This window comes from Flagellimonas halotolerans (assembly GCF_035818535.1).
GTDB classification, from domain to species: domain Bacteria; phylum Bacteroidota; class Bacteroidia; order Flavobacteriales; family Flavobacteriaceae; genus Flagellimonas; species Flagellimonas halotolerans.
The window spans coordinates 88,107-115,105 of sequence record NZ_JAYKYV010000002.1 but is presented as its reverse complement, the minus strand read 5'-3'; the positions used below and the strand labels follow the sequence as shown (position 1 = coordinate 115,105).

Below are 26,999 nucleotides of genomic sequence, written 5' to 3'. Positions count from 1 at the left end.
AATTGAATGGACAAAGTAAAAGAGATTGTATCGGAAATCAATAAGGGAAACCCAAAACCTATTTATTTTTTAATGGGGGAGGAGCCTTACTATATTGACCGTATTTCCCAGTACATAGCCGAAAATGTTCTTACGGAAGATGAAAAGGGGTTTAACCAAATGGTGCTTTATGGCAAAGAGACCTCTGTTGATGAAATAGTAGCCAATGCCAAGCGATTTCCGATGATGGCCCAGTACCAGGTTGTTATAGTTAAAGAGGCACAGCACCTTTCCAGAACCATCGAGAACCTTGTTCCGTATGCCGAGAACCCCCAACCAACCACTATTTTGGTGCTTTGTTACAAGTATAAAAAATTGGATAAGCGTAAAAAGCTCTACAAGACCATAAAAAAGAGTGGGGAACTTTTTGAAAGTAAAAAGCTTTACGATAATCAAGTTGCAGATTGGATAAGAAGAACCTTGGCCAGCAAAAAATATAAGATATCGCCAAAGTCTTGTGTGATGCTCGTGGAGTTTTTGGGAACGGACTTGAGCAAAATCAGCAATGAGCTTGATAAATTGACCTTGGTGGTGCCCCCAACTACCGAGATCACACCTGATTTGATAGAGGAGCATATCGGTATCAGCAAGGATTTCAACAATTTTGAGCTAAAAAAGGCAATTGGTGAACGCAACGTAAAAAAAGTGTCCCAAATTATGGACTACTTTGCACAAAATCCAAAGGACAATCCATTTGTGGTTACTGTTACGCTGTTGAACACATTTTTTACACAGTTATTGCAGTATCATGGGCTTAAGGACCATTCTCCAGGCAATGTGGCCAAAGTGTTGGGGGTAAACCCATACTTTGTGAACGAATACGTAGTGGCCGCAAAAAACTACCCTATGAAAAGGGTGAGCGGTATTATCTCCTGTCTAAGGACATTGGATTTAAAAGGCAAAGGGGTAGGGGCCAGCAATATGACACAAGCTGACTTATTAAAAGAACTCCTTTCCGAAATAATTTAGGATTACCTTTTGTCCACACTGTATTTACCTGGACCCAATAGCATGATGACCACAAATATGGTTAGGTAAAGTAAAGCCATCTCCTTTTTTCCGAATGGATCAGCTCCGTGGATCATAAAACCTGCAACAAACATAGTTATTGCGGTAGGTATAGCGGCCCATCTGGTTTTAAAACCTATAATGATTAAAAGTGGACAGATAAATTCACCAACAACGGCCAAAAAAAGAGACGGAGCTTGACCAATGCCAAAAGGGTTGGCAAATTCCGTGTTACCGTTGATTAGATTCATAAGTTTAGGGTAACCGTGGGTTAGCATAAATGCAGAGGGAACAATTCTTAGCAAAGCAAGCCCTAGGTGTATCAAAGTATTGTTTTTCATTCTTGGGGAAAATTTTAATCCATGTGAATGTATAAATTATGTTTTAAAAAACGTAACAATAATTGACGAAAAGTGTTTTTGGGTTGACGTACGCCAAAACATTACCTAAGCGCTGGATAGGAGTTAGGGTCGGATTCGTGCATAATTTGGTAAACCTTCTCAAAGATATCCTCGGCGTTGGGTTTGGAAAAGTAATCCCCATCTGATGCGTAAGCTGGACGGTGCGCTTTTGCCGACAAAGTTTGCGGAGCACTGTCCAAATAACGGTAGCCTCCTTGTTTTTCAACCACTTCTTGCAATAAATAGGCAGAACATCCACCGGGAACATCTTCATCGATTACCAAGAACCTGTTGGTTTTTTGCAGGCTTTTTACCACATCATGTTCCAAATCAAACGGAAGTAAGGATTGGGCATCGATCACTTCAGCATCTATACCTACTTCCAAAAGGTCGTTGGCTACTTTTTCCACGATCCTAAGGGTAGATCCGTAGGATAGCAATGTAATGTCCGTTCCTTCTTTTAGGGTTTCCACTTTACCGATCGGCGTGCAAAACTCACCTAAATTGGAAGGTTTCTTTTCTTTTAAACGATACCCGTTCAGGCTTTCGATAATCAAGGCAGGTTCGTCACTTTTCATAAGTGTGTTGTAGAAACCTGCGGCCTGTGTCATGTTTCTAGGAGTAAGGATGTACATTCCCCGCAACAAATTGATCAATCCGCCCATAGGTGAGCCAGAGTGCCATATTCCCTCCAAGCGGTGTCCTCTGGTACGTACAATAAGCGGTGCCTTTTGTTTTCCGACGGTTCGGTACATTAGCGTTGCCAAATCGTCGCTCAATGTTTGGATAGCGTAAAGGATGTAATCCAAATATTGTATTTCGGCAATGGGGCGCAGCCCACGTAGTGCCATTCCAATTCCTTGGCCTATTATGGAAGTTTCACGTATTCCCGTATCGGCAACCCTTAATTTTCCATATTTCTTTTGAAGCCCTTCAAGCCCTTGGTTTACATCTCCGATATTTCCGGTATCCTCGCCAAATACCAAAGCTTCCGGGTACTTCGAGAAAAGGGCATCAAAATTATCCCTTAAAATGATTCTTCCATCAACCTCGTCCTCATTGGAATAGGAGGGGAGTACTTGTTTCACTTTGGTGGCTTTATTGCCAAGTTCATTATATAGATGTGAGCTAAATTGTGGTTCGTTGGTTGCCAAGAAATCGTCCACCCATTGTTGAAGCTGTTTTTTCTCGGGTGTGGATTCTCCCAAAAGGTAACGGAGCGCTTGTCTGGATTTGGACGCTAAATCTTTTTTCAGGGGTTCCTCGATGGCAATTAAGTCGTTTTTCAACTTGTTTATAAAAGCACGATTTGGACTTTGGTTAGCTGCCTTTTCAAGTAGGGGTACCAATTCTTTTTTAGCGGCCAATTGTGGTTTTAAAAACTCGGACCATGCTTCTTTTTTGGCGGCACGCACTTTGTGCTTTATTTCGCGTTCCATTTTTTTAAGGTCCTCTTCGGTGCTTATGCCGTTCTCAAGAATCCACTCTCTAAAACGTTTGTTGCAATCATTTTCCCGCTCCCATTCCAAACGTTCGGAGGACTTGTATCTTTCGTGCGAGCCCGAGGTAGAGTGACCTTGGGGCTGGGTAAGCTCTGTTACGTGGATAAGTACGGGCACATGCCCTTCTCTGGCAATGTCCGAGGCATTTTCAAAAGCATGGATCAGGGCGGTGTAATCCCAGCCCTTTACTTTTAATATTTCAAAGCCTTTTTTGTCGTCATCACGTTGCAATCCGCTAAGGGCTTCGGAGATGTCGCCTTTGGTGGTGTGGTATTCCGATGGCACGGAAATACCATATTCATCATCCCAAATACAGATGACCATGGGTACTTGCATTACACCGGCGGCATTCATTGTCTCAAAAAAATGTCCTTCGCTGGTACTGGCGTTACCGATGGTCCCCCAGGCTACTTCATCCCCATTCTTGGAGAAGTTGGTCTGATCAATGCCTTCAACGTTACGATATATTTTAGAGGCTTGGGCCAAACCGAGCAAACGGGGCATTTGGCCTGCTGTACAAGAAATATCTGCGCTACTGTTTTTTTGTTCCGTTAGGTTTTTCCAAGAACCATCTTCATTTAAACTATGGGTTACAAAATGGCCGCCCATTTGCCTTCCGGCACTCATGGGCTCTTTCTCCAGATCGGTTGTGGCATAGAGTCCGTGAAAAAAGGCTTTTGGACTTAAATAGCCTAATGCCATCATAAAGGTCTGGTCACGGTAATATCCACTTCTAAAATCACCATCTTGAAATGCCCTTGCCATGGCCAACTGTGGAAGTTCCTTTCCATCTCCAAAAATACCAAACTTGGCTTTTCCGGAAAGTACTTCCCGTCTCCCCATTACACTACATTCCCTGCTGGTGACAGCTGTTTCATAATCTTGAAGAATCTGAGATTTGAAATCGTCAAAGGAAATATCGCTACTTGTACTTGGGTTAGGTTTCATGAATTGTTGAGGATTTCTGCGAAATTACTAAAAATCCTTCAAAATTGCAATGCAGAACTTCGTTAATAAAATATAAATAATTCAAAAATACACTTGGTATATTATTTATTTATCATTTTAGCGATGCAAAAAAAGCTTTTGATTATCATATTGACAAAATAAATAATTTATTAAAACCAACTATCTCCAAGGCAAGCCATAAGAATATTTCGCTGATTTCATTTTAACGCCATGGTCAAAAACCGAAATTCTATTTTTGGATTCCCGTTTTTACGGGAATGACAGTTGTAATGAAAACCCCGATGCTTGTGCGGGAATTCTTTTTTATTAAAACCACTTTCTTGTAAACAACCCTATCAAGGTTCTAGGGCTTATGGTAACCACAAAACGAATACGTTGCCCATAATCGTTCTGGGCAATTTCCCAACCTCTATTTGAATATACGGGAAAATAAAGTTCAAAATAATCGGTAACCAAATTTAGCCGTATTCCAGAATCATAAACAAAGCGGGCATTATCTCCTTTGTTTTTTATAAAACCAAGATCGCCATATGCTTCTATCCATCTCCAAATGTTGGTGCTGGCATTTGTGGTGGCTATCCAGTCGTTGGCAAACGGGTTCTCCAGTTTTGATTTAAACCCGCCTTCGGCAATAATAACTTGTTGGCTGTATAGCCCAGAATCTTCCGATCTTCCCAAATAGGCCAGGTCGTACATATAATCTGTGGGCCTGTCCAGGGCAAAGCTAAAAAAGTTGGACTCTGTTTTGTTGCGTAAAAACTTACCTGCATAAAACCTTACGTTCAATTGTCTGTTACTTTGAAACAATTTTCGGTATTCCAATTCAAAAGCTAGTTTGGTAAATTCACTGGAATGTTGGGCATCTACCGACCAAGAGGAATAGTTAAGTATATTGTTGTCCACATCGGTATACCTAACGTTCATAACACTGTAATCTGGATCAGTGTCCAATTCGCCCACAAGATTATCGTCGATACTTCTAAAAACACTCCTGTACCTTAATAGCAAATATTGTCTTCTGTTGGAAAGCAAATCTTCGGGTCGCCACCCAAAACTCACGGAAGGCGTCAATGTGGAAAACCTAGAGTTTTCCTGAAAATGCGAAGACGATGCTGAAAACGAATAATTGGTAACATAGAGCCCGGTTTTTTTATGATATTTACGGTATCTAAAACCAACTTTTCCTACAAAGGTGCGTTCCAAAAAGGAATAAGTGGGCGATATGTCGTACTGGAATTGTCTTTCCAGAAAGGTTTTGTTGTAGAGCCTTAGTCCGGGTGTTATGCCATCGTATAGGTTAAAGTTTGCAATGGGGACATAAAACACCTGATTGTAATAAGGGTCCTCGGTGTCCTTAAAGAATTGGAACTTTAATTTTTTATTGCTCGACAGCCAACCGTTCAAAGTCTTCCAATTATCACGCTGATTGAATTCGGGGATTTTTTGATCGTAGTTCAAAACCAAACGATCTTCACTCTTTCGGGGAATGGTAAAGCTTTCGGTGGTATCTATGTCCGAAAACCAATACTGGGATACCACGGAATCATTTTCGAGTCCAAAAACCGATATGGGCACTTTGGTTCCCCGTTTATTCTTAAGTACAAAGGTGATGGAATCTTCGGTTTTTTCAACCTTCTTGATTTTGAAATCAATCTTTTTGTCTGTGGACACGTATTCTTCAAAAAACCAATCCACTTCCTTATCAGCATATTTTTCGATGGTTTTTCTAAAATCAGCAGCCGATACAAACTGTTTTTGTTTGTAATTTTTGAAGAAATCCAGTACCGTACTGTCTATTTTCTTCTCACCCAAATAAGCGGACAGATAGGACATGCCGAGACCTGCTTTGTACCCATTGGCAATTTTTTGGTTGAACTTGATCAGGGAATCATTGGAGGTTGTTAATGCTTGGTCTATGTTTTTACGTGCAGAGAGCATGCTGAAGAGAGAATACTGCTCGTTAAAATCCATTTTTGCCAAATGGAAGTTTTTTAATCCCCAAATTTTGGAAAGTTTGCCTATCAGCTTTTGATCGGGGTAATGCTCTTCCACATATTTGATCATCAAATAGTATCCAATCGCATCGTTCACCCATCGTTCCTTTCGTGGATCTAGGTATAAAGACTCCTTTAAATAATTGCGAATGGCCGTCTTCAAAAACTTCATCTCAAATTGAAACTGTTCTTCGTAGGGCCTTATAAAGGATGGAAGCTGACTGATTCCGTACAGCGGAGATCTATTATAGTCGAATTCGCTCACCAAAAGATTATCATGAGGGTACCCTCCTAAGTTTTCATGAAGAAATTGTGCAATTTTTATAATGGATATTCCTTGGGATATTTCCTCGTACTTGTTCGATTCAATATCCGTAGTGATGGTGAGGTAATCCGTAACGTGCTTGGTGAACCTTTTATCAATGGTGAGAATAATTTCACAGTTTTTCCTCTTGTCGCCAATAAGCTGCACATGTTGCCCTCCCGGAAAATTTGAAATACTGGACATTCGGTAGTTTGATGCCAAGAACAACCGCTCTGGGAAGGTAAAATTAATTCGGGTCTCCGTAATGTCCGTATAGAGGTCATCAAGGTTTATGTTGTTGTACAATTTCCAGTCACCATCAAAAACAGCTGGGGTCAAGTACCAATCCTGTAAGTTGTAGCCAAGGTTATCGGTGCGTCCGTAACCCGTAAACTTGGCACTGGGCAATTTAATGGTATAGGTAAAAAACAACTGAATGGATTCATGGGGTTTTAGGACTTCGTTCAGCGTAACGGAAATGATATCCGAATTCCCCTCCCGTTTCCAATCCAAACCAGCGTAGTTGTCATCCACAATGGTTTTAATGGTGGTTTTGCCTCTTTCCCTGTCTTTTGCCAAATGTAGACTTCGGTTAAATTCTTCTGCAAACCGCTTGGCAAGTGCCGTGTTTTTGTTGGAATATGCATGGTTCCAATCGTTGAAATACAATGTGGAAAGCCCCTTGTCCGATTGGTTTACATAGGTGAAATGTTGCCGAATGCGTATTTGGTTGGTGGGACCATCGAGTGTGGCCACTATTTCATTTTTGTGCTGTCCCCAAAGTTTGGGACACATCATTATAACAAGCAGCGAAATGCTAAGTAATACCCGATGGTTGATCAATACAATAAGATTAAAAATTTGGACTAAGGGTTCTGCCCTTGTAAAAGGCATCAATAATTTCGACGACTTCATCCTCGGTGTCCACTAATTTGATTAAATCCAGGTCTTTTGCGCTAATATTGCCAGCCTCGACCAGGGTATTCTTGATCCAATCCATAAGTCCTTTCCAGAACTCCGTACCAACAAGTATAATTGGGAATGTATGTATTTTGTGTGTTTGAATAAGTGTGAGGGCCTCAAAGAATTCATCCAACGTACCAAAACCTCCAGGCATTACCACAAAGCCTTGGGAATATTTTACAAACATTACTTTTCTAACAAAGAAATAATCAAAATCAAGGCTTTTGTCATCGTCAATGTAAGGATTGTCGTGCTGTTCAAAAGGCAGGTCTATGTTCAAGCCCACCGATGTCCCTCCAGCTAGGTTGGCCCCTTTGTTACCTGCTTCCATAATACCCGGTCCACCTCCGGTAATGACGCCATAACCGGCCTCGGAAATTTTTTTGGAGATTTTTACCGCCAAATCATAATAAGGGTGACCTTCCCGAACTCTTGCGGACCCAAAAATGGATACACATGGGCCTATTACGCTCATTTTTTCAAATCCATTGACAAACTCGCCCATAATCTTGAAAATGGCCCATGAATCGTTTGTCTTGATCTCATTCCATCCTTTGGAATGTTGTTCTTTTCGCATCTGCATAGTTGTCTCGTATTTTAAACCGCGCGTTTAATTTTTTGTTTTGTGTTTTCTAATTCTTTCCTCAAGAATTTGGCTGTGTAGCTTTTCTTGTCTTTAGCCACCTCTTCCGGAGTTCCCGTTGCAACAACCGTTCCACCACCTCTTCCTCCTTCGTAACCAATGTCTATAATATGGTCCATCATTTTAATAACGTCCATATTGTGCTCGATCACTAAAATGGTGTTGCCTTTGTCCACCAATCGTTCAAGCACTTCCATAAGCACTCGAATATCTTCAAAATGGAGGCCCGTGGTTGGCTCGTCGAGGATGTAAAAGGTATTTCCAGTATCACGTTTGGAAAGCTCCGTGGCCAACTTTACCCTTTGGGCCTCACCGCCGGAAAGGGTAGTGGACTGCTGTCCCAATGATATATAACCCAGGCCTACATCTTTTATTGTCTTAAGTTTACGATGAATTTTTGGAATATTTTCAAAAAAATCCACCGCTTCGTTGATGGTCATCTCCAAAACATCTGCAATGGATTTTCCCTTGTAGCGTATTTCCAAAGTCTCCCGGTTGAATCTTTTACCATTGCAGGTCTCGCATTCCACATAAACATCGGGCAAAAAGTTCATTTCAATCACTTTTAGACCTCCTCCTTGGCAGGTTTCGCAACGCCCTCCGGTTACATTAAAACTAAAGCGACCGGGTTTGTACCCTCGAATGGTAGCTTCGGTAGTTTTGGAGAATAAGGAACGTATTTCGCTAAAAACACCCGTATACGTTGCTGGATTGGAACGTGGGGTTCGACCAATCGGGGATTGGTTGATGTCGATAACCTTGTCAATATGCTGTAAGCCCGTAATTTTTTTATACGGCATCGGTTTTTTTACCCCATTAAAATAATGTGCGTTCATAATAGGGTAGAGGGTTTCGTTGACCAAAGTGGATTTGCCGCTTCCTGAAACTCCTGTGACCCCGATAAGTTTTCCCAAAGGGAAATCTACCGTTACATTTTTAAGGTTATTTCCCGTACAGCCCGAAAGGGTGATTTTTTTACCGGTTCCTTTGCGTCGTTTTTCGGGCACTGGAATTTCGAGCTCGCCCGTAATGTATTGTGCGGTTATTGTATGGTGATCGATCAATTCTTTTGGACTGCCTTCGGAAATGATTTCCCCGCCGTGTTTTCCCGCTTTTGGACCAATATCAATCACATGGTCGGCACTTTCGATCATATCCCGGTCGTGTTCCACCACAATAACGGAATTGCCTATATCGCGCAATGCCTCCAAGGATTGGATCAAACGTTCATTGTCGCGTTGGTGCAGACCAATGCTGGGTTCGTCCAAAATGTAGAGCACGCCCACCAATTGCGAACCTATTTGTGTGGCCAATCGAATACGTTGTGCCTCGCCGCCGGACAAAGATTTGGAACCTCGGTTCAACGAGAGATAATCCAGCCCAACATCCAGCAAGAAACCAACACGGGACTTGATTTCCTTTATGATTTCCTCGGCAATCTTTTTTTGGTTGCCTTCCAGTGTATCTTCTAAATGTGTAAAGAAATTGGCAAGTTCGGCAATATCCATCTGTGCCAGTTCGGCAATGTTCTTACCATCAATTTTAAAATAGAGAGACTCCTTTCGCAAACGAGAACCATCACAAGTGGGACATTCCACTTTGTCCATATAATCTTTGGCCCATCGCTTTATCGAAGCGGAATTGGCTTCTTCGTATTGGGTTTTGATGAAATTGGAAATGCCTTCGTAATCAATTTTATACTGCCTTTTTACGCCAAGACTTTTGGAGTCTACCTCAAAACTTTCCTTGCCACCGTTCAAAATAACGTTCATGGCTTCTTCTGGAATCTTTTCTATGGCATCCGTTAGTTCAAAATTGTAGCGTTGCGCAATGGTTTCCAGTTGTTTAAAGGCCCACGATTTTTTGTATTCTCCCAAAGGTGCAAGGCCTCCTGATTTGATGGATATTTTTTTGTTCGGGATTATTTTATCCTCGTTCACTTGAAACACATGGCCCAGGCCACTGCATTCTGGGCACATTCCTTTTGGCGAGTTAAAGGAAAAAGTATTGGGTTCGGGAGTGGGATAGGAGATACCGGATGACGGACACATTAAATCCCTACTAAAGTAACGCGGCACTGTTTCGCCCTCTTCCAAAATCATGAGCACATTGTCTCCGCTGTACATGGCCGTATTGATGGTTTCGCTCAACCGTTTATGAAAATCCTCGCTATCGCTAACCTTCAAACGATCTATTACAATCTCAATGTCGTGGGTTTTGTAGCGATCCACCTTCATCCCTTTGGTAATGTCGGTAATTTCACCATCAACCCTGACTTTTACAAAGCCTTGCTTTGCAATCTGTTCAAAAAGTTCGCGGTAATGTCCTTTTCTGGACTTGATTACCGGTGCCAACACATTTATTTTTTTGCCGAGGTAGGTTTCAATGATCAAATCTTTGATCTGTTCATCGCTATAGCTTACCATTTTTTCGCCCGTGTTGTAACTGTAGGCGTCTCCTGCGCGGGCAAAGAGCAAGCGTAGAAAGTCGTACACCTCGGTAATGGTGCCCACCGTAGAGCGGGGAGATTTTGAAGTGGTTTTCTGTTCAATGGCGATTACGGGGGAGAGCCCATCAATTTTATCCACATCGGGCCGTTCCAATCCGCCCAAAAACTGTCTGGCGTAGGCCGAAAAGGTTTCAATGTACCTACGTTGCCCCTCGGCATAAATGGTATCGAAGGCTAGGGAGGATTTCCCGCTGCCCGAAAGTCCTGTGATTACAACAAGCTTTTCGCGGGGAATGGTGACATCTATATTTTTTAGGTTATGGACCCTTGCGCCCTTAACCTCAATATGTTCTTCGTAATTGATCATAAATCATAGCAAACCTCAAATGTAGCGATTTGGGATGTAAAAAGGAAGTGGCCTTTTGTTTTCGTTTTTTGTTGATCGATGGTTTATTTCTGAGTTTAGAAACTGTCATTTCTGTAATAACGATTTGGTTCCCGTCCCTGAGCTGTGGTCATTCAACCAATCCGAAAATAAGCGATGTAACAAACGGCACTGGATTCCGTGTAAAGTACGGAATTACACTTGAGAGATTTCTCGTTGCTTCGCCCGCTCAAAATGAAGCAATGGGCAAAGGTGCCGTTATGTTTACGGTTCTTTTCAATTGACCATAAGGTTAAACTAAGTGGCGAAAGTACTTGGGAATGGGCATTTGTTCCATTTTCCAAGTACTTTTTTTATGATGCTCGTCGGTGACCTCTATAAAAAAGTAACTTGCGCCTCCCTTCATTTTTGAAGTAATGTGTTCCACGGTAAAAACCCGTTCTTCAAATAAAAAAATGTATTCTGTGGTTTCCCCGTTCTGGGCTTGCTTCATTTTTCCGTCCCGAAGGATCAAGTTGGGTTTGGCCAAGATACTATTGCTTTTGTGCCAACACAAATAGCGTATTTCTCCGCTACGTAGCTTATCAATTTTAATGGTGTATTGCCCATCGCCAAAATAGGCCAAAATACGCTCAATATCGGGATGTCTCCAAAAAATGGCTAAGTAGGTTTACGTTGGTTTGGAATGGATTCAACGCCAATATGTGCTTGGCTATTGTATTACACCCTGTTTCTTTTTCCCCAATGGGCACCATGTAGCCATCCGGCTATGTAAATAATAAATCCCAAAGCTACCAAGCAGAATATCTGTAAGGCGTTTATAGTTTCAAGTGTAGTCATTGTCTTATTTTGATGACGAAACTACACGATACGCAATAATTCTGCACACCCAATTGACGAATGGCTCATTTGGATTGATGAATGGTGTTTTTGAAGCAACAAAGATTAAAAATTGTACAAAAAAAGTTTGGGAAATTGACCAAGGGCATTGCCGTAGTATGATTTGGACGCTGCGATGGGGGATTGGTAAGAGGAGCAAGAACTTTAGGTTTTTTTTGTGGGGTTACGAGTCTCTGTAATAGTTTGCTTGTTAATTTTTCATATATTTAGATTCTGAAATCCCCCTCAGTATATCTTCCCCTAATATAATGATTTGACCTCCTACTTATTAGTTAACATGACATTTTAGAAATTAACATCGTCTCAAAACAATTATGATTTATAAAGAGTTTACCATTGAGAACTTTAAAGGAGTAGATAAAGTAAATGTTAGCTTAGATAAGGATGAACTGGTTTTATTACTTGGTCTAAATGAATCTGGTAAAACAACAATACTAAAAGGGATTGAAACCTTTGATTATTTGAATGATTTATCAAAAGATTATGATAATAATTTTTTTCGGACAATCAGAAAGAAATCTGACGTAAGTTCGGATACCCCAGCAATGATAACTGCTCTTATTGGACTGGAAGAGATTTTAGAAATTAAGGATTATCAGGGTATTTTCGAACGAGGTCTGTTGAATAAAAATAAAAAGGATAATGTAGAGGCTTTTTTTCACTTTCTCAATAATGAAAAGAAAGTAAAGATTCAAAGGGTTATTCCGTTTAAAGGGGGTAATCCAAAACAATACTATTATCAATTTATTTCAGATCATCCTTTTGCAGAAGATCAGTTTTCTAGAATTCTTGCCAAAGAAATGGTTCATCGGTGCCCTTTCATAATTTACTTTGAAGATTTTAAAGATCGTATCCCTGAAAAAATATTTACGTCCAAAACTAACGATGCGTTTAATGTGGACTGGTATGATATTATTGATGGGCTCTTCTATAACACAGATAAAGAATTTTCAGTAGCAAATTTTAAAAAACTCTATTCAAGGTCAAATAGAAGGGAAAGAGATGCAAAAACGGTACTGAAAAGAGTTAATAAGACTCTAAACACCTCTTTTTCTGAAAAGTGGAAAGAATTGTCAGGTGTTAAAGATATTGAAGAAACTGAACTTACATATAATATACCTAAAAGTTATTTTGAAATTTCTATTACAGATACTGATGGTACAACTTATGCTGTGGATGAAAGAAGTAAAGGTGCACTATGGTATTTGTCATTTTTAATGAAAACTGAATTTAGAAGGAAAAAACTTAGAGTTAATTCAGGTAAACCGATTTTTTTAATTGATGAGCCAGCTAGTAATCTACATTCAACTGCACAGCAAAATATGATATCTGATTTTAAAAAATTGGTTGAAGACACTTCAGTTGTTTATAGTACTCATAGCCAATATCTAATATCTTTAGACAACATCAAAACAACTTACATTATAGAGAGAAATAAAGGCGTAGTGAAAAGCACACTATGGTCTGATTACATAAAAGAGGATAAATCAAATGAAACCTATTATCAGCCATTGGCAAATGTGTTAAAGATAATTCCTAATTCTTTAACCATTCCTTGGAATAAGGCTATAATAACAGAAGGACCTTCTGATCGGAAAGTTTTGTCTACTATGTATAAGATTTTATTTCCAGAACAAATTCCTGATTTTGTAATTTACCCTGGAACATCCGCCCAAAACCTTGAAACATTAATATCTTTTAATCTTGCGTGGAGCGCAGACTTTAGGGTAATGCTTGATTCCGATAAAGAAGGTAAAAGAGCAAAGGAAAAATACTTGAAAAATTTTGATTTAGGGGAAGAATTGGTAATCCTCCTGCCAATTGACAATAAAAAGATAGAGGGTTACTTCAACGAAGATGAAAAGAAAGAACTTTATAAAATCTCTTTTGGAAAAGAAAAAGAGGAAAGAGTTAATAAGAAAGAATTTTCAAGTATGTTTTCAATACTTAATTCACATCCCGAAAAATTGGATGTAGCATCAAAAGCAATTGGAGAAGAAACAATCTTTAGATTTAAAGGACTTTTCAGCGCTCTAGAAATTACCCAAAATTAAATTTTAATAAAACTTGATTTTCTAATCATTGATAATAATGCCAAATAGAAAAGCATTAATTCTGAAACTTCTTCTAACCGAATCAGAGGAAAATGAAACCTTAATCATTGAAAAGCAGTTGGAATTGTACAACTACGATTTCAGCAGTTTTAAAATTGAAAATAATGATCAGCTTAAAGATTCATTAGAAAGTGGAGAGAAATTTGATATTATTTATCTAAGTGCTCATGGTGATGAAAATGGATTTGCTAACGAGGCCGGTGATTATGAATGCTCATGGAAGAATTTTGGAGAATTATTATATAATTCTAGTTGTTTGGATGAGGATAATATTCTGTTATTATCCTGTTGTCAGGGAGGATTAAATAAAGTAGCGTATGATATGTTTTATATTTGCCCTGAAATTGGATATCTATGTGGTCCTAGGCTATCATTAAATAGCGGGGAGATGCTTGCTGGGTTTAGTGTGTTTTTGTTTAATTGTGCATATCTAGGACTGGATCCTACAGTATCTGCCGAGAAAGTATTAAAAGCAACGGATATGCGATTTAAATGTTTTGACAGGTTGGATACTATTACAGAAACAGCATTTCTGGTTCATACTGAGGTACTAGAGATTATTCCTGTTGATTTAAATCAAGACGGGGTCAAAGAAGGTATAATTGTTAACCAAAAACCAAGGGTTAAACCAATTGTTTACACAGAAGAGGATTCAGAACAACAAATTGAGGATTCTAATTAATAGCTAAAATGTCAGCAAAATTTAAAATATTTAGATCTACGAGTGATGGGTATTATTACTTTAGGTTGGTTTCATACTCAGATAAGACCTTGATAGTTAGTGAGGGCTATACAACAAAACAAGCCTGTTTAAATGGTGTTGAATCTATAAAGAAAAACTCACAAATTCCTGGCAAATTCGAAGTAGCTCAGGCTCGAAATGGGAAATATTTCTTTAGACTTATCGCTGGTAATGGTCAAATAATTGGAACCAGTGAATTCTTTTCTTCAAAATCAGCTTTGGAAAAAACTTTGGATTTGGTCCGTATTAATGCAAATACTGCGGAAGTTTTAGATTTAGTTTATTAGACCTATAGTGAATTAAAACTATAATCCACAGAAATGGTTTTGGGTCTTTTGGGATAGAACGTCTAAATCCCCCCAATAACCTTCAAACTCAACCCCGTTAGTTCTTTAATGGTGGCATCGTCATAGCCTTTGGCTTTCATCTTCTTGGCAATTTCAAGGGAGTTCTCCTTTTTGGCCCGCTTTTTCTCCGTATCAATCTTAAATTGTTCCAGTTCCTGCCTTTCGGGGCCCATGATCTCAAACAGGCCGTTTTTCTTTAGTTCGTCCATCACACCTTGGTCGGCAAAACTGGTGTAATGGGTCTCGGTGATCACCAAATGGTCCAGCACCTCCACTTTTATGAGTTTGCCCGCTTTTAGCATGTGGTCGGTAAAGGTAATATCGGCATCGGTAACTTCGTGCGAGCCGCTGGGGTGGTTGTGCACCAAGATCAGTTTGCCGGCTAGTTTGTAGATCGCCATACGGAACACATCGGGCGGGTCTGCATTTACCCTATTGCTGGCCCCAAGGCCAATAAGCTCCACGAACAAGATCTTGTTGTTGTGGTTAAGGCCCACCACCCAAAAATGCTCTTGGCTGCGGCGTATCTTGTTCTCGCGCAGCAATACCTGCTGCATGATCGCATATATGTCCGCGGAGTTGAGCACTTTGATCTTTTGTTCTTGGGTAAGCCGTACGTTCATAATAAATGTGTTGCAATTTGGGTCTGGGAAAGGTAGTCCATGCCCGTGAGAAAAACAAGAATGCCATTCTGTGGCATAAAAAACCGCCCCCCACGATATTTTGCAAGAGACGGTTTGGTTTTGTCAGAGAAATCCAGTTACTGCACTAGGCTGTTCAGTTGCTGTATTTGCGCATCAAAATGTTTAAGGGTGGTGGCCAACACCCCGATTTGTTCCTGTGCTTCTTTCCATTCCTGCTGTTCAATGGCCTCGCGCACGCCTGGAAGTGTTTTTACCCCATAGCCCGTGTAAAATCCGGGGGCATAGATCTGGTGCTTGAACCAATCCCTACGGGGCAGCCCCTTATCCTGCAACAATGCTTGCTCCATGCCCATCAACTTTTGGTTCAGTTGTGCCTTTTTGGCACCGGACAGGGCAAGTACATCGGCCTTGGAAAAGGTGGCTATGCTTTTCTTTAAGTCGGCAACCACATTTTGTATGGGAGAGAAGTCCAAATAGGGTACTTCGTCCTGCAATTTTGCAGGTGCTACGGGTTTTTTGGGATCCATGGTCAATTGGTAGGCATCCTGTTGCACCAATTTGTTGTGTTTTTCCACTTCGGCACGCATATCTTCCAAAGTTTTCATCACCTCGCCCAAATAAGTTTCAATGGTGCTGTGCCATTGGGTGAGTTCAAAAGGCAATACCTCGGCATTTGCCAAACGGAGCGAAATACGTCCTGCGGTGTTGGCCAAGGCCACGCCATAGTCGAACCCGGGATCTTTAAAACGGGTGTAGTGGGTGTAGGTATCGTAAATGGTATGGTATTCCCCACCGGAACCTTCGCCACCATAGCCCAAGTTCAAGGAGGCAATACCCGTATGCTGTATAAAAGGGGTATAATCCGAACCAGAACCGAGGGCGGACAATGTAAAGGAATTGTCGCCACCACGTATTACATTCGCCGCCTTGCGACGCTCCGCTACGGAAACCCCTTTTTGTGGATCGGTCACCGTATGGGCCACTTGGCTCACCATGGCCTGTAGCGAGTGGGAACCTCCGACACCCAAATACCCACGGCTGTTGCCATCGGTGTTGATGTAGGCCACGGCTTTTTCTTTTAGTTCCGGAATATGGTCCTCTACCCATTCCGTAGAACCGATAAGTCCGGGTTCTTCGGCATCCCAAGCGCAATACACTAGGGTACGCTTGGGTTTTTTGCCCGATTTGGCCAATTCTCCGATCACGCGGGCCTCTTCCATTAAGGCGACCATGCCGCTAATGGGGTCGCTGGCACCGTGTACCCATGCATCGTGGTGGTTGCCACGGATTACCCATTCATCGGGGAACTCGTCGCCCTCCAAGGTAGCGATCAGGTTATGGGCAGGCTTCAACTGCCAGTCAAACTCCAATTTTAAATGCACTTTGGCGGGTCCGGGCCCAATGTGATAGGTGAGGGGCAAAGCGCCTTTCCAAGAAGCTGGGGCCACAGGGCCTTTCAGGGCTTCCAACAAGGGTTGCGCATCCTCGTACGAAATGGGCAATACGGGAATCTTGGTGATGGTCGGTGCTTCTTCGCGCTTTAAACGCTTCGCATCTTTGGTGGCGGCATAGCCGGGCGTTAATACATCACCGGGATAGAGCGGCATATCCATTACGGAACCGCGTTGCACGCCCGTTTTGTTTTTATAGGCCCCTTCGGGGTACACATCGCCTTGGTAATAGCCATCATCCTTTGGATCGGAATAAATGATACAACCAATGGCACCCTTTTCGGCAGCCAGTTTGGGTTTAATGCCTCGCCAAGAACCGTAATATTTCGCAATAACGATCTTTCCCTTTACATCGATGCCCAATTTTTCGAGTTCTTCGTAGTCGCTGGGTACGCCGTAGTTTACGAAAACCAGTTCGGCCTCCACATCGCCATCGGTGGAGAAGGCGTTGTAGCTGGGCAATAGTTTATCGCCCTGGGCGGTGTAGGGGTCGCCCTCCACGGGAACGGCTTCCAGTTTGGCGGTGTATTGGGTAGGGGCGGTGAGCTCCAGCACCCGCACCTTGGGGTAGGGGAAAAGCACGTGGTAGGTATCGATCTTGGTTTTGTAGCCCCAAGATTTAAACTGTTTTTCCATCCATTTTACGTTCTTTTCGCCGTATTCGGTGCCTACCCAATGGGGTTCGGCGGCCAATAGTTTCATCCATTGGTCCAAATTGTTGGCGGAAAGTTGTTTTTCGTAGTCAGCTTCGAGTTGTAGTTGCTCGTCCGAAGCTTTTTCACTGAACCCAATGATCTTGTCTTGGGCCGTTACACTGATTGTCCCTAATAATAGGAGTAGGGGTAGTAATTTGTTTTTCATTGTTTTGAATTAGCACTTAAATTTAAGTATTTCCTTGGTTAATTGGTTATTGGTTGTTGAGTTATTCGGTTATTGGGTTATTGGGTTATTGGGTTATTGGGTTATTGGGTTATTGGTTATTGGTTATTGGTTATTAAATTATTGGAAGTCGGGTGTCGGAGGTCAGTTGGCAATAATTCGGATTCTTTCTTTTTGACACTAATTTCACGAATACCACAAATTTTTTCCGTCCTTGCTCTTGATGCTTGAACTTGAACTTGAGTTTGCAGTTGGCAATAATTCGGATCCTTTCTTTTTGACACTAATTCCACGAATGCCACAAATTTTTCCGCCCTTGCTCTTGATGTTTGAACTTGTACTTGTACATGAACTTGAGTTGGCAGTGGGCAGTTGGCAATAATTAGGATTCTTTCTTTTTGACACTAATTTCACGAATACCACAAATTTTTTCCGCCCTTGCACTTGATGCTTGAACTTGTACTTGAACTTGAACTTGAACTTGAACTTGAGTCTGATGCCTGGTTCTCGAATCTCTTGTTAAATATTAAAAATGATGAAGTACACCGAAAGGGTAATACTCTTCAAAAACAAAAGAAGTCTAAAAAGCAACAAATTTTGAATTTGTCGGGTTGTGTCCTTCAACTACGCTCAGGAAAAACTAAAGTTGAAACCCAATGATCATCAACATTTAGGTTCTCGACTACCTACCCGTCCGGCAGGCGGGCGCTCGAACTGACAGACAACAAACTTTTTAGACTTCTTAAAATTTTAAATCCTTAACCGTTGTGGTTTTTGATTGTTACATTTCCCATCCCTCACGGTAGGTGCGGGTAACAAATTGGTTAGCATCATCAAAATTGGTGATGTTCATATTCTCCCCGTCCCACAATAGTTTTTTACGACCATAGAACTCCATATTCCCCTCGGAGTTTTCTCTTCGTAACATATAACTGCGGATAGCGAGATTGCCCATCAACACAGTTTCGGTCATAGGCCCGGCGTAATCAAAAGAAGAGGTAAGGTCTAAATGTTCCTGACTGCCAAAACCTGCCTTGCAGGCATCCACCCATTTGCGTTGGTGGCCATACTCGGGTTCGGGCATTTCCTCAACCTCGGGGCCAAACTCGGTAACACCATTGTTCATGTATAATTTGGGTGTTAAAGGCGAACTATCGTTAATGTTTGTGGAAATAACGCCATGTTCTCCATGGATAAGCACCCCATTTTGACTTCCTGGCCCTCCAATATCACTGTCGGCAGGAATAATCTCTGGATGGGATGGTCTGATTCCACCATCGCTCCACGTCATGGTCAACGGAGCGGCAGTTTTGTCGGTAGCCTCATAATTTAAGGTAATGAACGAAGAAGGTGGACAACCTTCCGGGTGATAATCGGGATTCCACATTTGAGAGAATACTGTGCCTACGCTACATTCAGCTGCAGTGGGGTACCCTAATTTTAGAGTTCTGTAGGGTATGTCGATTAAGTGACAGCCCACATCGCCCAAGGCTCCAGTACCATAATCCCACCAGCCTCTCCAGTTGAAAGGGTGAAGGTTTGGCGTGTATGGTCGCATTGGGGCGGGGCCTAACCATAGATCCCAGAATAGGTCGTCGGGTTTGCAGGAAGGATCGGGTTTGGGCATTTCATTGCCTTGTGGCCATACGGGGCGGTTGGTCCATATTTCCACTTTGGTGATTCTTCCCAAAGCTCCGGAATCTACCCACTTTTGTACCAAGCCCAATAGCGGGTTGGACCCACCTTGGTTCCCCATCTGGGTCACCACTTGTTTGTCCCTTGCCATTTGGGTCAGCATTCTTGCTTCGCGTATATTGTGGGTCATGGGTTTTTGCACATACACGTGTTTGCCGCGTTGCATGGCGTAGGCTGCTGCTGGACCATGGACGTGGTCGGGCGTACTGATGGTCACTGCATCTATATCTTTTACGGTATCGAGCATTTCGCGATAATCGTTGAACAGTTTAGCTTTGGGAAAACGCTCCACCGACCGTTTTGCCGATCCGGAAAAATCGACATCGCAGAGGGCCACCACGTTTTCGCGACCGTTAACGGAGGCGTTGGCAATGTCGCTCGCGCCTTTACCGCCCGCACCTATGGCGGCAATGTTCAAGCGGTCGCTGGGAGCCAAAAAGCCGGGGCCGCCCAAAACATGGCGCGGTACAATAAACACGCCGGATGCCAGCGCAGTGTTCTTTACAAACTTTCTTCTACTTTGGGAATTGGATTTTTTTTCCATTTTTTGTTTACGATGTTTTAATTTTTAATTGCTAAACAAGATAGGAAAAAATGAGCTGAGCCCTTATTGGGATTTTGTGATATGTGTAAAATTAGGTGGGGTGGGAGAGAGGGGATGTGGACTTATCGGTTTAACTATTTAGAACTATATACTGTTAGATAGCACCTATTATTTGCACATAATCGTTGATAGCAAATGTATGCCTCAGTTCAAAGCTCCAGTATAATTCATAATAAAGCGGACTACATTTTTCTCAGGTATTTCAATTAGACTTATAGTTCCTTTTTCACTTAACCTTTGGTTCATTGTCTTTTTGGACATTGAATTTTCTTTTAAATGGAATAGTATTAAATGTCCATTTATCACTATGGAGTATGCTGTTGTGTGTCCAATTTTATGTTTCCTTGGCTGACCAATAAAATTAGAAAACCCGGTTTTATCACCGAATTTAAAAATCACAATCTCAATATCATTTTCTTTTGAAGGATTGTTTTCTAAAATTTGTTTTCTGATTTTGTCCGCATAAGGACCCAAATTAACTTCTTTATATTCAACTCTACTAGAAATATGCGACCTAAAAAGAAGTGAAAGCAAGAACAGCTTTGTTTTTTTATAATCTAGATTCGAAACATTTATAAAATTTAATCCTTCATCATTTGTATTATTTTCACAATTTATCTTTTCCTTTAAATTATTCTTTAGAACTCGAGAAATATATGTTTCATAAACTCCAATTATTTCATTGTCGCATTTATTGCATAATATTCCTCCTTCATAACTTCCTGATGATGGTTTTGAAATTTGTGGATTATCACTTTTTAAATCCTTTGAATCAAATGCTCTTAATTTATGTTTTTCATCATAAAGATTTGCGTGTAAAAAATCGGATATGATATGAGATGTTTTGATTAATTTTTTTTCCTCCTCACAAAGTTTACAAATTCCTACGAGCATATTTTTGCTAACATTAAAGATATGAATCGTTTCTAATGATTTATATCGACCGATACTGAATCAAGTTCAGCAGAGCTAACGAAGTTCACCGAAATTCCCTTCAAAATCAATAGGTTAAGCCCAATGTTTCCACGAAGTTATCAACCGCTACTCAACCCCATTGCAATGCGTTTGTAGATAAAATGTATATTTGGAGTGCGAAACACATCTTTTTATCCTACCGCCCACCAACCTCAACGTGTCTTAAATAGAAGATAAAGGGTAGGCAAACGGGTGCAAGTCCCGAAGACCAATCAGGGCGTAGCTTTGATGTGTTTCGCGGTGACCTATCCTCTTTGTTTAACTTTTTTAACCACTCCTGTTATGCGAAACACAGAAGGTCAAGGGTATTGTCCCCATTGCAAGAAGGACATTACTGAGGACAAAGCGCAAAGCGCACCCAAAATTTCCCGAATGCTTACCCCAGAACAAGTTGAACTCTTGGAGTTTGCCGATTATTTGGATGGCCCGGACTTGGTAAAATCCCTTAAATTGGTACACGATGTTGTCCTTTACCATTCCCATGGACCTATAAACGAGGCGGAAAAAGATGCGCTCTTCAGTCTAAAAGGCCTTTGGGAGTGTATTGAAGGGATTGTGGAGTAGAAATTGGGGGTCTCAGGGAGTATGCTGTAGCCCAATAGCAGTACCGCAGTAATTTAGAAGAAGCCCGGGACTGAGAAATCTCTTTTGGGCTCGGGCCTATGGTAGTTTGACACGAATTACACTAATTTGCACAAAGGGTCTCCAGTCTTACATCTCGATTCTTATCGAAATGACGAAGATTGTCAGAAAAACTGATAGTTTGTCATTCCTGCGTCCCGTTCTTCAACGGGATAAACAAGCAGGAATCCATCCACTGCCGGATTATTTCGAACCGACCAACAGGAGTGTGAGAAGTCTAAAAGATAAATAACTCCAACAATAAAAAAGTTAACCGTTATTAATGTGGATTTGTCCTCCAATATGTTCCAAAATGGACATCCAATGCATTCGTAAAATCAAGGCGGCCGTAGGTACGTTATCTTCTTGGATGGCCTCGACCACGGAGCGGGTTTGCGTACTTAGTTTTTTGAAGAACAAAAAGTCTTGGATAAAATCATGCTCATAAAAATGAAGCCTTAGCTTGAGGTCTTTTAAAATTTGCAACAAAATTTTATTGGTGCAATGCCGTACCAATTGATTGTGGAAATTGTACCGAATTGCAAGTCCTTCGGCAGTACTCTCAGTATTCTCCATTTTGGTTTGGAGCGTGTTCAAAAGATCCATTTCGTCAAAATTAAACACGGAATTCTCCAAAGCCATAACTTCTAGCTGGGCTACTATTTCGATAAGGTTCTTAACTTCGGTTTTGGAAAGTTTTGCCACTACAAAACCGCGATTGGGTATGGCTTGTAATACCTGAGCCTGCTCTAACTGACTCAAAGCTTCGCGAATAGGGGTAACGCTGACCCCGGTATCTCTGGAAAGGGCGGCCAAGTTAATGGTTTTGCCCACTTTTAACGCTCCATTTTGGATTTGAAGCAACAAATGCTCTTTTATTTTATCCCTCAAAATAGATTGTTTGGCCATGGCTTCAAGTCAAGTATCGGGTATTTAATTATTCGCGCTGCAATAAAAATCACTACCGTTTCTCATAAACATAGCTCTCTACTCCCGGTAGTTCCTCCTCTTCATTTTTTATAATTCTATTGCCATCCAATTGTAGGACATCCAAAGTAACGCTGCCTTGAAAAGCTATTTCGTTGCCATCGCTGGCCCAGGCCCCGGTTGACGAATTGGTACCAAAACAATCCACATAGTATTGATTATTGGTAATGGCCGTTATGTTAAAGTTGGATTGTTCGTATTGATAGGTGGTGTCGTCTTTAAGAACCAGGGTTCCCGAAATACAAGTTTCCTCATCCAAGAGATTGGAGGAGAGTTGTCCATCACCATCTAAGTCCACAGCAGCACTTAAATTGACTTCTACCAAATCCCAAGTGCCCACAAGGGCTGCACTGGAAAATCCATTATCGCCGTTACCATCATCATCACTGCAAGAAAAGATGGGGAGCAGGATTAAAAGCAATAGCGAAAGTGATTTGATTTTTTTCATAGAACCTTAATTTACGGGATAATCGAGATTTGACCTCCGAGGCTTGCCTAAAGTTTGCTTACTTCTTGTTGAAAATAACATAATTTCAAGAATAATATTTTAATATCCGCTGTATTTCATCGATTTAACGATGCTATCTACACTAAATGGTAAATGGCAACGTTTTTTTGGTAAATACACAATCAAATGAAGAAACTTACCCTAAGATTTTTATCGATTACTTTTGCCAGCTTTGCGCTGATCGGTTTTCAATCCTGTAGTGATGATGCTAAGCCTGGCGAGGGAGAAGCACTTACCCAAGCGGAATTAAAGACCATTTTAACCACCGACGATATTGCTGGAGCGGCCGATACTACATTGGCAGGACTTTTTGCAGGAAATACCGCCAAAACGTCCACAGCAAAGGACGGGGAGTGCTACTCAGCCGAATATACTGAAACTGGATTTGTGGCAACCTTTAACAATTGCGTGCTCAACGGAACGGACAACGTAAACGGAACCGTGACCGTTACTTACGAGGTAGGGGGGGAGACCGCCGCCTTCACAGCTACTTATCAGGATTTCTACGTGGGCAACATTAAAATAAACGGTACTAGAACTTTTGAAATGTCAGCGAGCAGTGATCAAACTTCTATTACTTTTTCGGTAGTAAGCAACATGTCCGTTGAAATGGAAGATGGTTCTGTAATTTCTGAAAATGGGACAAAAACATTCGGCATCACCTTTGGTGATAGCTTGGAAAGTGCCATTTTTACCCTTTCGGGCAGTTGGACCGTTGAAGCGGATGGAAATACTTATGCCGTGGAAACTTTGGAAGACCTGCAAGGAAATGCTTCTTGTCAGTACATGACCACCGGAACTATGGTTGTTTCCAAAAATGGATTGGCCGTTACCGTGGATTTTGGTAATGGGGAATGTGATAATATGGTCACGATCATCTACCCGAACGGAGCCACAGAAGAGATGACGCTTTAAAACGTCTTTAAAATATATTTTAAAAGCACTGGTCTGTACCGGTGCTTTTTATTTTATGACATTCCTAGTTAGATTGTTTATATTTAAGGAAACAATCTATTTATCGTGAAGCATTTGGTAGCGGCCCAGAATGAGTTTTTTGCCACTCAAAAAACAAAGGAAGTCTCATATAGAAAATACCACCTCAAAAAATTACGGCAAGAAATTCTTGATCAAGAAAATGCTATTTGCAATGCACTTTATGCCGATTTTAAAAAACCGAAATTCGAAAGCCTCGCCACCGAAACCCAATTGGTTTTGGCCGAACTCAAGCATGCTATTAAAAATGTACGCTCATGGAGGGAACCCCAAAGCGTAGGGGCTTCATTGTCCAACTTTCCATCAAAGGACTGGATCCAGGCCGAACCCTATGGAAAAGTACTTATTATTTCGCCTTGGAACTACCCGTTTATGCTCGCCATTGCACCCTTGGTGGGAGCCTTGGCCGCTGGCAATACCGCCATCTTGAAACCATCGGAATTTAGTCCGCATACTTCCAAGATGATTGCACAAATTATTCAAAAAGTATTTCCTCCGGAATACGTAACCGTTGTGGAGGGTGGAGTAGAGGTATCCGCCCAGCTTTTAAAGGAAAAATGGGAGTATATCTTTTTTACGGGAAGCACCCGAGTGGGCAAAATTGTCTATCAAAGTGCTGCGGCACACCTAACACCGGTTACTTTGGAACTGAGCGGCAAAAATCCTTGTATTGTGGACGAAACGGCTTCCGTAAAACTGGCCGCAAAACGTATTGCCTGGGGTAAATTTATCAACGCAGGGCAGACCTGTATTGCCCCGGACTATATTTTAGTGCACAAAAGCATTAAGGATTCCTTGATAGATCATCTTAAACAAAACATCACCCAATTTTATGGGAAAGAAATGGAAACATCGGAGAATTTTGCCCGGATTGCCACCAAGAAACATTATCAAGAGCTTAAATCGATGCTTGAGGGACAGACGCTGTTATTTGGCGGGTCTTTTACCGATGATGACCTCTATATAGCACCCACTTTAGTGGATGAACCCGCGTTGGACAGCTTCATTATGGAAGGTGAGATATTCGGTCCCATTCTTCCTATCATCTCCTACGAAGAGGAAAGTGAATTGCATGATTATATCGCCAAGTACCCGAACCCACTGGCATTTTATATATTCTCCAACGATAAAAAGTTTCAAAAACGCCTGATGAACCAATATTCTTTCGGTGGGGGCACCATAAATGATGTCGTGGTGCACATCAGTAATACCAATTTGCCGTTTGGCGGAGTGGGGCAATCGGGAATAGGGGGGTACCATGGTAAATTTACCTTTGACCTTTTCTCGCACCATAAATCCGTGACAAAAAGAGGTACGTGGTTAGATGTGCCGCTGCGATATGCACCTTACAATATTCCTTTGAAATGGGTAAAAAAAATAAAGCACTTGTTTTGATGGATCAAGGTTTTACCAAATTTTATAAGGTCATTTTAGCAATATCACATTTTTTATCTTAATCTAACGTTAAACCATTGAATATTAAGGGTTTTGGTACTATCTTAGGGTGAATCATCAAAACTACATCTATGGAAGGGAATCAAAAAAAGTATCGCATCTCCGTTTTGTTGGACATGTCCAAGAATTCTTCGTTTGTATTGAACAGTGCCGTGGAATTGGCCAAAAGGGTAGAGGGCACCATTGAGGTTTTCCATGTAAAACCTACCACAAACATTATTAAAGGGGACAGCCAACTCTCCGCCATTCGAACATTGAACCAGGACGACCGATCTACACGAGCGGAGATCAATGAACTTATTTCCAAGATAAGTGAAAAGGAAAACCTTTCCATTGGCTATAAATTGGAGTATGGCAACGTAAAAAACAGGGTGAGGGATTATTTGGCGCTCCAAAACCCGGATATTTTGGTTTTGGGCAAGCGCAGGCCAAGATTGGGAATGTTTTTTGAAAGTATTACGGATTTTGTAATTAACCAGACGAACAACACCAATGTGCTGATTTTGGGCGAGGACGATAAATTCCATTCGTTTGAGGACATTAATTTGGGATTTTTTGGAGCAGAGCTTGCAGAAACCAATCTGGAAGTGATACAAGACCTAAAACGGGACAGTAAAAAACCTGTGCGACATTTTGATATTTCGAACGAGGAAACATCGCAAAACCGGAATTATCCTTGGCACAAAACAGTTTCGTACAAGTTTAGAAAAGGTGCCAATGCCTTGGATGGTCTCGTAAATTATGTGTCACGCACCAATACACAACTTTTGTGCGTGCCCAAAAGCGGCAAAAATTTTATGTTTAAACCGAGCCCTATAAAATCGGTAATTAGAAAAGCCAAGGTGCCATTAATGGTTTTGGCCAAATAAGGGGCTTAGGGGAGTATTGTTATGCTTCCTGATATTTTCTATTTTACATAACATAAATTATAGTACAAATGTCGTCGTGTTGCATTTTAAGGATTTCGCCTTGCGTAAGCTATAATTTTCCATTTTGTAAAATATCCCTCGTGTCAGGGCTATTTATTAGAATTTTCAACAGGGTCATGAAACATTAACTAGCGGTCGACTACCCCGCATCCTTTCATTTGTACCTATAATTTTCGTTATATTTAATTGACGTGCGCAAACGCTCGATTGTTTTACAAAAGCAATATGCTACGCGCTTTTTCTTTTCCACACAATTTGCCCACGCTTGCCCCGGCCAAAAGCAAAAATTTTCTACCCGAATTGAACTATGTTCTTAGATGGTTGGACAAGGCCATTTATATGTTCCATTACCTCCCTGCGGATGCGTTTTCAGAACTGGGCCAAGCGGTTATAGCCATCCATGTGGGACAGCAAGCAAAGTGTTTACCCATGAGCAGGACGTAGACCCAAAAAAAGCCCCATCGTTTTGACAGGGCACCTTTATTCTCTATGTTGTTG

At 41.4% G+C, this 26,999-nt stretch carries 21 protein-coding genes; 9 read left to right on the top strand and 12 right to left on the bottom strand.

Annotated elements, in window-relative coordinates; all coding sequences use genetic code 11:
* Positions 1–6: 6 nt before the first annotated feature.
* The gene (holA, locus tag VM932_RS03645; protein WP_326277213.1) at positions 7–1,008 is read left to right on the top strand and encodes a DNA polymerase III subunit delta; all 1,002 of its coding nucleotides are present in this window, start codon (positions 7–9) and stop codon (positions 1,006–1,008) included.
* Between the two features lie 2 nt (positions 1,009–1,010).
* On the opposite strand, the gene VM932_RS03640 is transcribed toward holA, so the two are convergent.
* From VM932_RS03640 to VM932_RS03615, 6 genes are all read right to left on the bottom strand, one after another.
* Positions 1,011–1,388, bottom strand: coding sequence for a DoxX family protein (locus VM932_RS03640; protein WP_163624625.1), 378 nt, complete (start codon positions 1,386–1,388; stop codon positions 1,011–1,013).
* 101 nt (positions 1,389–1,489) lie between these two features.
* Positions 1,490–3,898, bottom strand: coding sequence for an alpha-ketoacid dehydrogenase subunit alpha/beta (locus VM932_RS03635; RefSeq protein ID WP_326277212.1), 2,409 nt, complete (start codon positions 3,896–3,898; stop codon positions 1,490–1,492).
* A gap of 327 nt (positions 3,899–4,225) precedes the next feature.
* On the bottom strand, positions 4,226–7,111 hold the full coding sequence (locus VM932_RS03630; protein WP_326277211.1) for a gluzincin family metallopeptidase: 2,886 nt from the start codon (positions 7,109–7,111) through the stop codon (positions 4,226–4,228).
* The gene (locus VM932_RS03625; RefSeq protein ID WP_326277210.1) at positions 7,071–7,757 is read right to left on the bottom strand and encodes an LOG family protein; all 687 of its coding nucleotides are present in this window, start codon (positions 7,755–7,757) and stop codon (positions 7,071–7,073) included. The genes VM932_RS03630 and VM932_RS03625 overlap by 41 nt, the downstream gene beginning before the upstream one ends.
* 20 nt (positions 7,758–7,777) lie before the next feature.
* Positions 7,778–10,639, bottom strand: coding sequence for an excinuclease ABC subunit UvrA (uvrA, locus tag VM932_RS03620; protein ID WP_326277209.1), 2,862 nt, complete (start codon positions 10,637–10,639; stop codon positions 7,778–7,780).
* A gap of 310 nt (positions 10,640–10,949) precedes the next feature.
* Positions 10,950–11,282, bottom strand: a complete 333-nt coding sequence (locus VM932_RS03615) for a hypothetical protein (protein ID WP_326277208.1) — start codon at positions 11,280–11,282, stop codon at positions 10,950–10,952.
* A 589-nt stretch (positions 11,283–11,871) separates the two neighbouring features.
* Between VM932_RS03615 and VM932_RS03610 the strand changes: the two genes are divergently transcribed.
* Genes VM932_RS03610 through VM932_RS03600 form a run of 3 tightly spaced genes read left to right on the top strand, consistent with a single transcriptional unit; the run spans position 11,872 to position 14,700 of the window.
* Complete coding sequence (locus VM932_RS03610) at positions 11,872–13,611, top strand: AAA family ATPase (RefSeq protein WP_326277207.1); 1,740 nt, start codon at positions 11,872–11,874, stop codon at positions 13,609–13,611.
* 37 nt (positions 13,612–13,648) lie between these two features.
* Entirely contained in the window at positions 13,649–14,353 is a 705-nt protein-coding gene (locus VM932_RS03605) for a hypothetical protein (RefSeq protein ID WP_326277206.1), read from the top strand.
* Between the two features lie 8 nt (positions 14,354–14,361).
* Positions 14,362–14,700, top strand: coding sequence for a YegP family protein (locus VM932_RS03600; RefSeq protein ID WP_326277205.1), 339 nt, complete (start codon positions 14,362–14,364; stop codon positions 14,698–14,700).
* Positions 14,701–14,762: 62 nt separating this feature from the next.
* On the opposite strand, the gene VM932_RS03595 is transcribed toward VM932_RS03600, so the two are convergent.
* From VM932_RS03595 to VM932_RS03580, 4 genes are all read right to left on the bottom strand, one after another.
* Positions 14,763–15,383: a JAB domain-containing protein gene (locus VM932_RS03595; protein ID WP_326277204.1), complete on the bottom strand. Its 621-nt coding sequence runs from the start codon at positions 15,381–15,383 to the stop codon at positions 14,763–14,765.
* 137 nt (positions 15,384–15,520) lie between these two features.
* Positions 15,521–17,716, bottom strand: coding sequence for a transferrin receptor-like dimerization domain-containing protein (locus VM932_RS03590; RefSeq protein WP_326277203.1), 2,196 nt, complete (start codon positions 17,714–17,716; stop codon positions 15,521–15,523).
* A gap of 799 nt (positions 17,717–18,515) precedes the next feature.
* The gene (locus VM932_RS03585) at positions 18,516–19,973 is read right to left on the bottom strand and encodes a Gfo/Idh/MocA family protein (protein ID WP_326277202.1); all 1,458 of its coding nucleotides are present in this window, start codon (positions 19,971–19,973) and stop codon (positions 18,516–18,518) included.
* A gap of 204 nt (positions 19,974–20,177) precedes the next feature.
* Positions 20,178–20,927 carry a hypothetical protein gene (locus VM932_RS03580; RefSeq protein ID WP_326277201.1) on the bottom strand — a complete coding sequence of 250 codons (750 nt, stop codon included), beginning with the start codon at positions 20,925–20,927 and terminating at the stop codon, positions 20,178–20,180.
* 363 nt (positions 20,928–21,290) lie between these two features.
* Here VM932_RS03580 and VM932_RS03575 point away from each other — a divergent pair, with 363 nt between their 5' ends.
* A complete protein-coding gene (locus VM932_RS03575) occupies positions 21,291–21,572 on the top strand; it encodes a hypothetical protein (protein WP_326277200.1) in 282 nt (93 codons plus the stop codon).
* Between the two features lie 327 nt (positions 21,573–21,899).
* On the opposite strand, the gene VM932_RS03570 is transcribed toward VM932_RS03575, so the two are convergent.
* Complete coding sequence (locus tag VM932_RS03570; RefSeq protein ID WP_293163338.1) at positions 21,900–22,520, bottom strand: GntR family transcriptional regulator; 621 nt, start codon at positions 22,518–22,520, stop codon at positions 21,900–21,902.
* A 70-nt stretch (positions 22,521–22,590) separates the two neighbouring features.
* Positions 22,591–23,064: a hypothetical protein gene (locus tag VM932_RS03565; protein ID WP_326277199.1), complete on the bottom strand. Its 474-nt coding sequence runs from the start codon at positions 23,062–23,064 to the stop codon at positions 22,591–22,593.
* Positions 23,065–23,250: 186 nt separating this feature from the next.
* Here VM932_RS03565 and VM932_RS03560 point away from each other — a divergent pair, with 186 nt between their 5' ends.
* From VM932_RS03560 to VM932_RS03545, 4 genes are all read left to right on the top strand, one after another.
* Positions 23,251–24,039: a hypothetical protein gene (locus VM932_RS03560; protein WP_326277198.1), complete on the top strand. Its 789-nt coding sequence runs from the start codon at positions 23,251–23,253 to the stop codon at positions 24,037–24,039.
* A gap of 102 nt (positions 24,040–24,141) precedes the next feature.
* Complete coding sequence (locus tag VM932_RS03555) at positions 24,142–25,512, top strand: aldehyde dehydrogenase (RefSeq protein ID WP_326277385.1); 1,371 nt, start codon at positions 24,142–24,144, stop codon at positions 25,510–25,512.
* 131 nt (positions 25,513–25,643) lie between these two features.
* A complete protein-coding gene (locus VM932_RS03550) occupies positions 25,644–26,441 on the top strand; it encodes a universal stress protein (RefSeq protein WP_326277197.1) in 798 nt (265 codons plus the stop codon).
* Between the two features lie 285 nt (positions 26,442–26,726).
* Complete coding sequence (locus VM932_RS03545; protein ID WP_326277196.1) at positions 26,727–26,945, top strand: hypothetical protein; 219 nt, start codon at positions 26,727–26,729, stop codon at positions 26,943–26,945.
* Positions 26,946–26,999 lie beyond the last annotated feature (54 nt).

What these genes read in the sequence shown, in the direction of transcription:
- holA (WP_326277213.1), top strand. Translation starts at nt 7, where the DNA reads ATGGACAAAGTAAAAGAGATTGTATCGGAAATCAATAAGGGAAACCCA.
- VM932_RS03640 (WP_163624625.1), bottom strand. Translation starts at nt 1,388, where the DNA reads ATGAAAAACAATACTTTGATACACCTAGGGCTTGCTTTGCTAAGAATT.
- VM932_RS03635 (WP_326277212.1), bottom strand. Translation starts at nt 3,898, where the DNA reads ATGAAACCTAACCCAAGTACAAGTAGCGATATTTCCTTTGACGATTTC.
- VM932_RS03630 (WP_326277211.1), bottom strand. Translation starts at nt 7,111, where the DNA reads ATGCCTTTTACAAGGGCAGAACCCTTAGTCCAAATTTTTAATCTTATT.
- VM932_RS03625 (WP_326277210.1), bottom strand. Translation starts at nt 7,757, where the DNA reads ATGCGAAAAGAACAACATTCCAAAGGATGGAATGAGATCAAGACAAAC.
- uvrA (WP_326277209.1), bottom strand. Translation starts at nt 10,639, where the DNA reads ATGATCAATTACGAAGAACATATTGAGGTTAAGGGCGCAAGGGTCCAT.
- VM932_RS03610 (WP_326277207.1), top strand. Translation starts at nt 11,872, where the DNA reads ATGATTTATAAAGAGTTTACCATTGAGAACTTTAAAGGAGTAGATAAA.
- VM932_RS03605 (WP_326277206.1), top strand. Translation starts at nt 13,649, where the DNA reads ATGCCAAATAGAAAAGCATTAATTCTGAAACTTCTTCTAACCGAATCA.
- VM932_RS03600 (WP_326277205.1), top strand. Translation starts at nt 14,362, where the DNA reads ATGTCAGCAAAATTTAAAATATTTAGATCTACGAGTGATGGGTATTAT.
- VM932_RS03595 (WP_326277204.1), bottom strand. Translation starts at nt 15,383, where the DNA reads ATGAACGTACGGCTTACCCAAGAACAAAAGATCAAAGTGCTCAACTCC.
- VM932_RS03590 (WP_326277203.1), bottom strand. Translation starts at nt 17,716, where the DNA reads ATGAAAAACAAATTACTACCCCTACTCCTATTATTAGGGACAATCAGT.
- VM932_RS03585 (WP_326277202.1), bottom strand. Translation starts at nt 19,973, where the DNA reads ATGGAAAAAAAATCCAATTCCCAAAGTAGAAGAAAGTTTGTAAAGAAC.
- VM932_RS03580 (WP_326277201.1), bottom strand. Translation starts at nt 20,927, where the DNA reads ATGCTCGTAGGAATTTGTAAACTTTGTGAGGAGGAAAAAAAATTAATC.
- VM932_RS03575 (WP_326277200.1), top strand. Translation starts at nt 21,291, where the DNA reads ATGCGAAACACAGAAGGTCAAGGGTATTGTCCCCATTGCAAGAAGGAC.
- VM932_RS03565 (WP_326277199.1), bottom strand. Translation starts at nt 23,064, where the DNA reads ATGAAAAAAATCAAATCACTTTCGCTATTGCTTTTAATCCTGCTCCCC.
- VM932_RS03560 (WP_326277198.1), top strand. Translation starts at nt 23,251, where the DNA reads ATGAAGAAACTTACCCTAAGATTTTTATCGATTACTTTTGCCAGCTTT.
- VM932_RS03550 (WP_326277197.1), top strand. Translation starts at nt 25,644, where the DNA reads ATGGAAGGGAATCAAAAAAAGTATCGCATCTCCGTTTTGTTGGACATG.
- VM932_RS03545 (WP_326277196.1), top strand. Translation starts at nt 26,727, where the DNA reads ATGCTACGCGCTTTTTCTTTTCCACACAATTTGCCCACGCTTGCCCCG.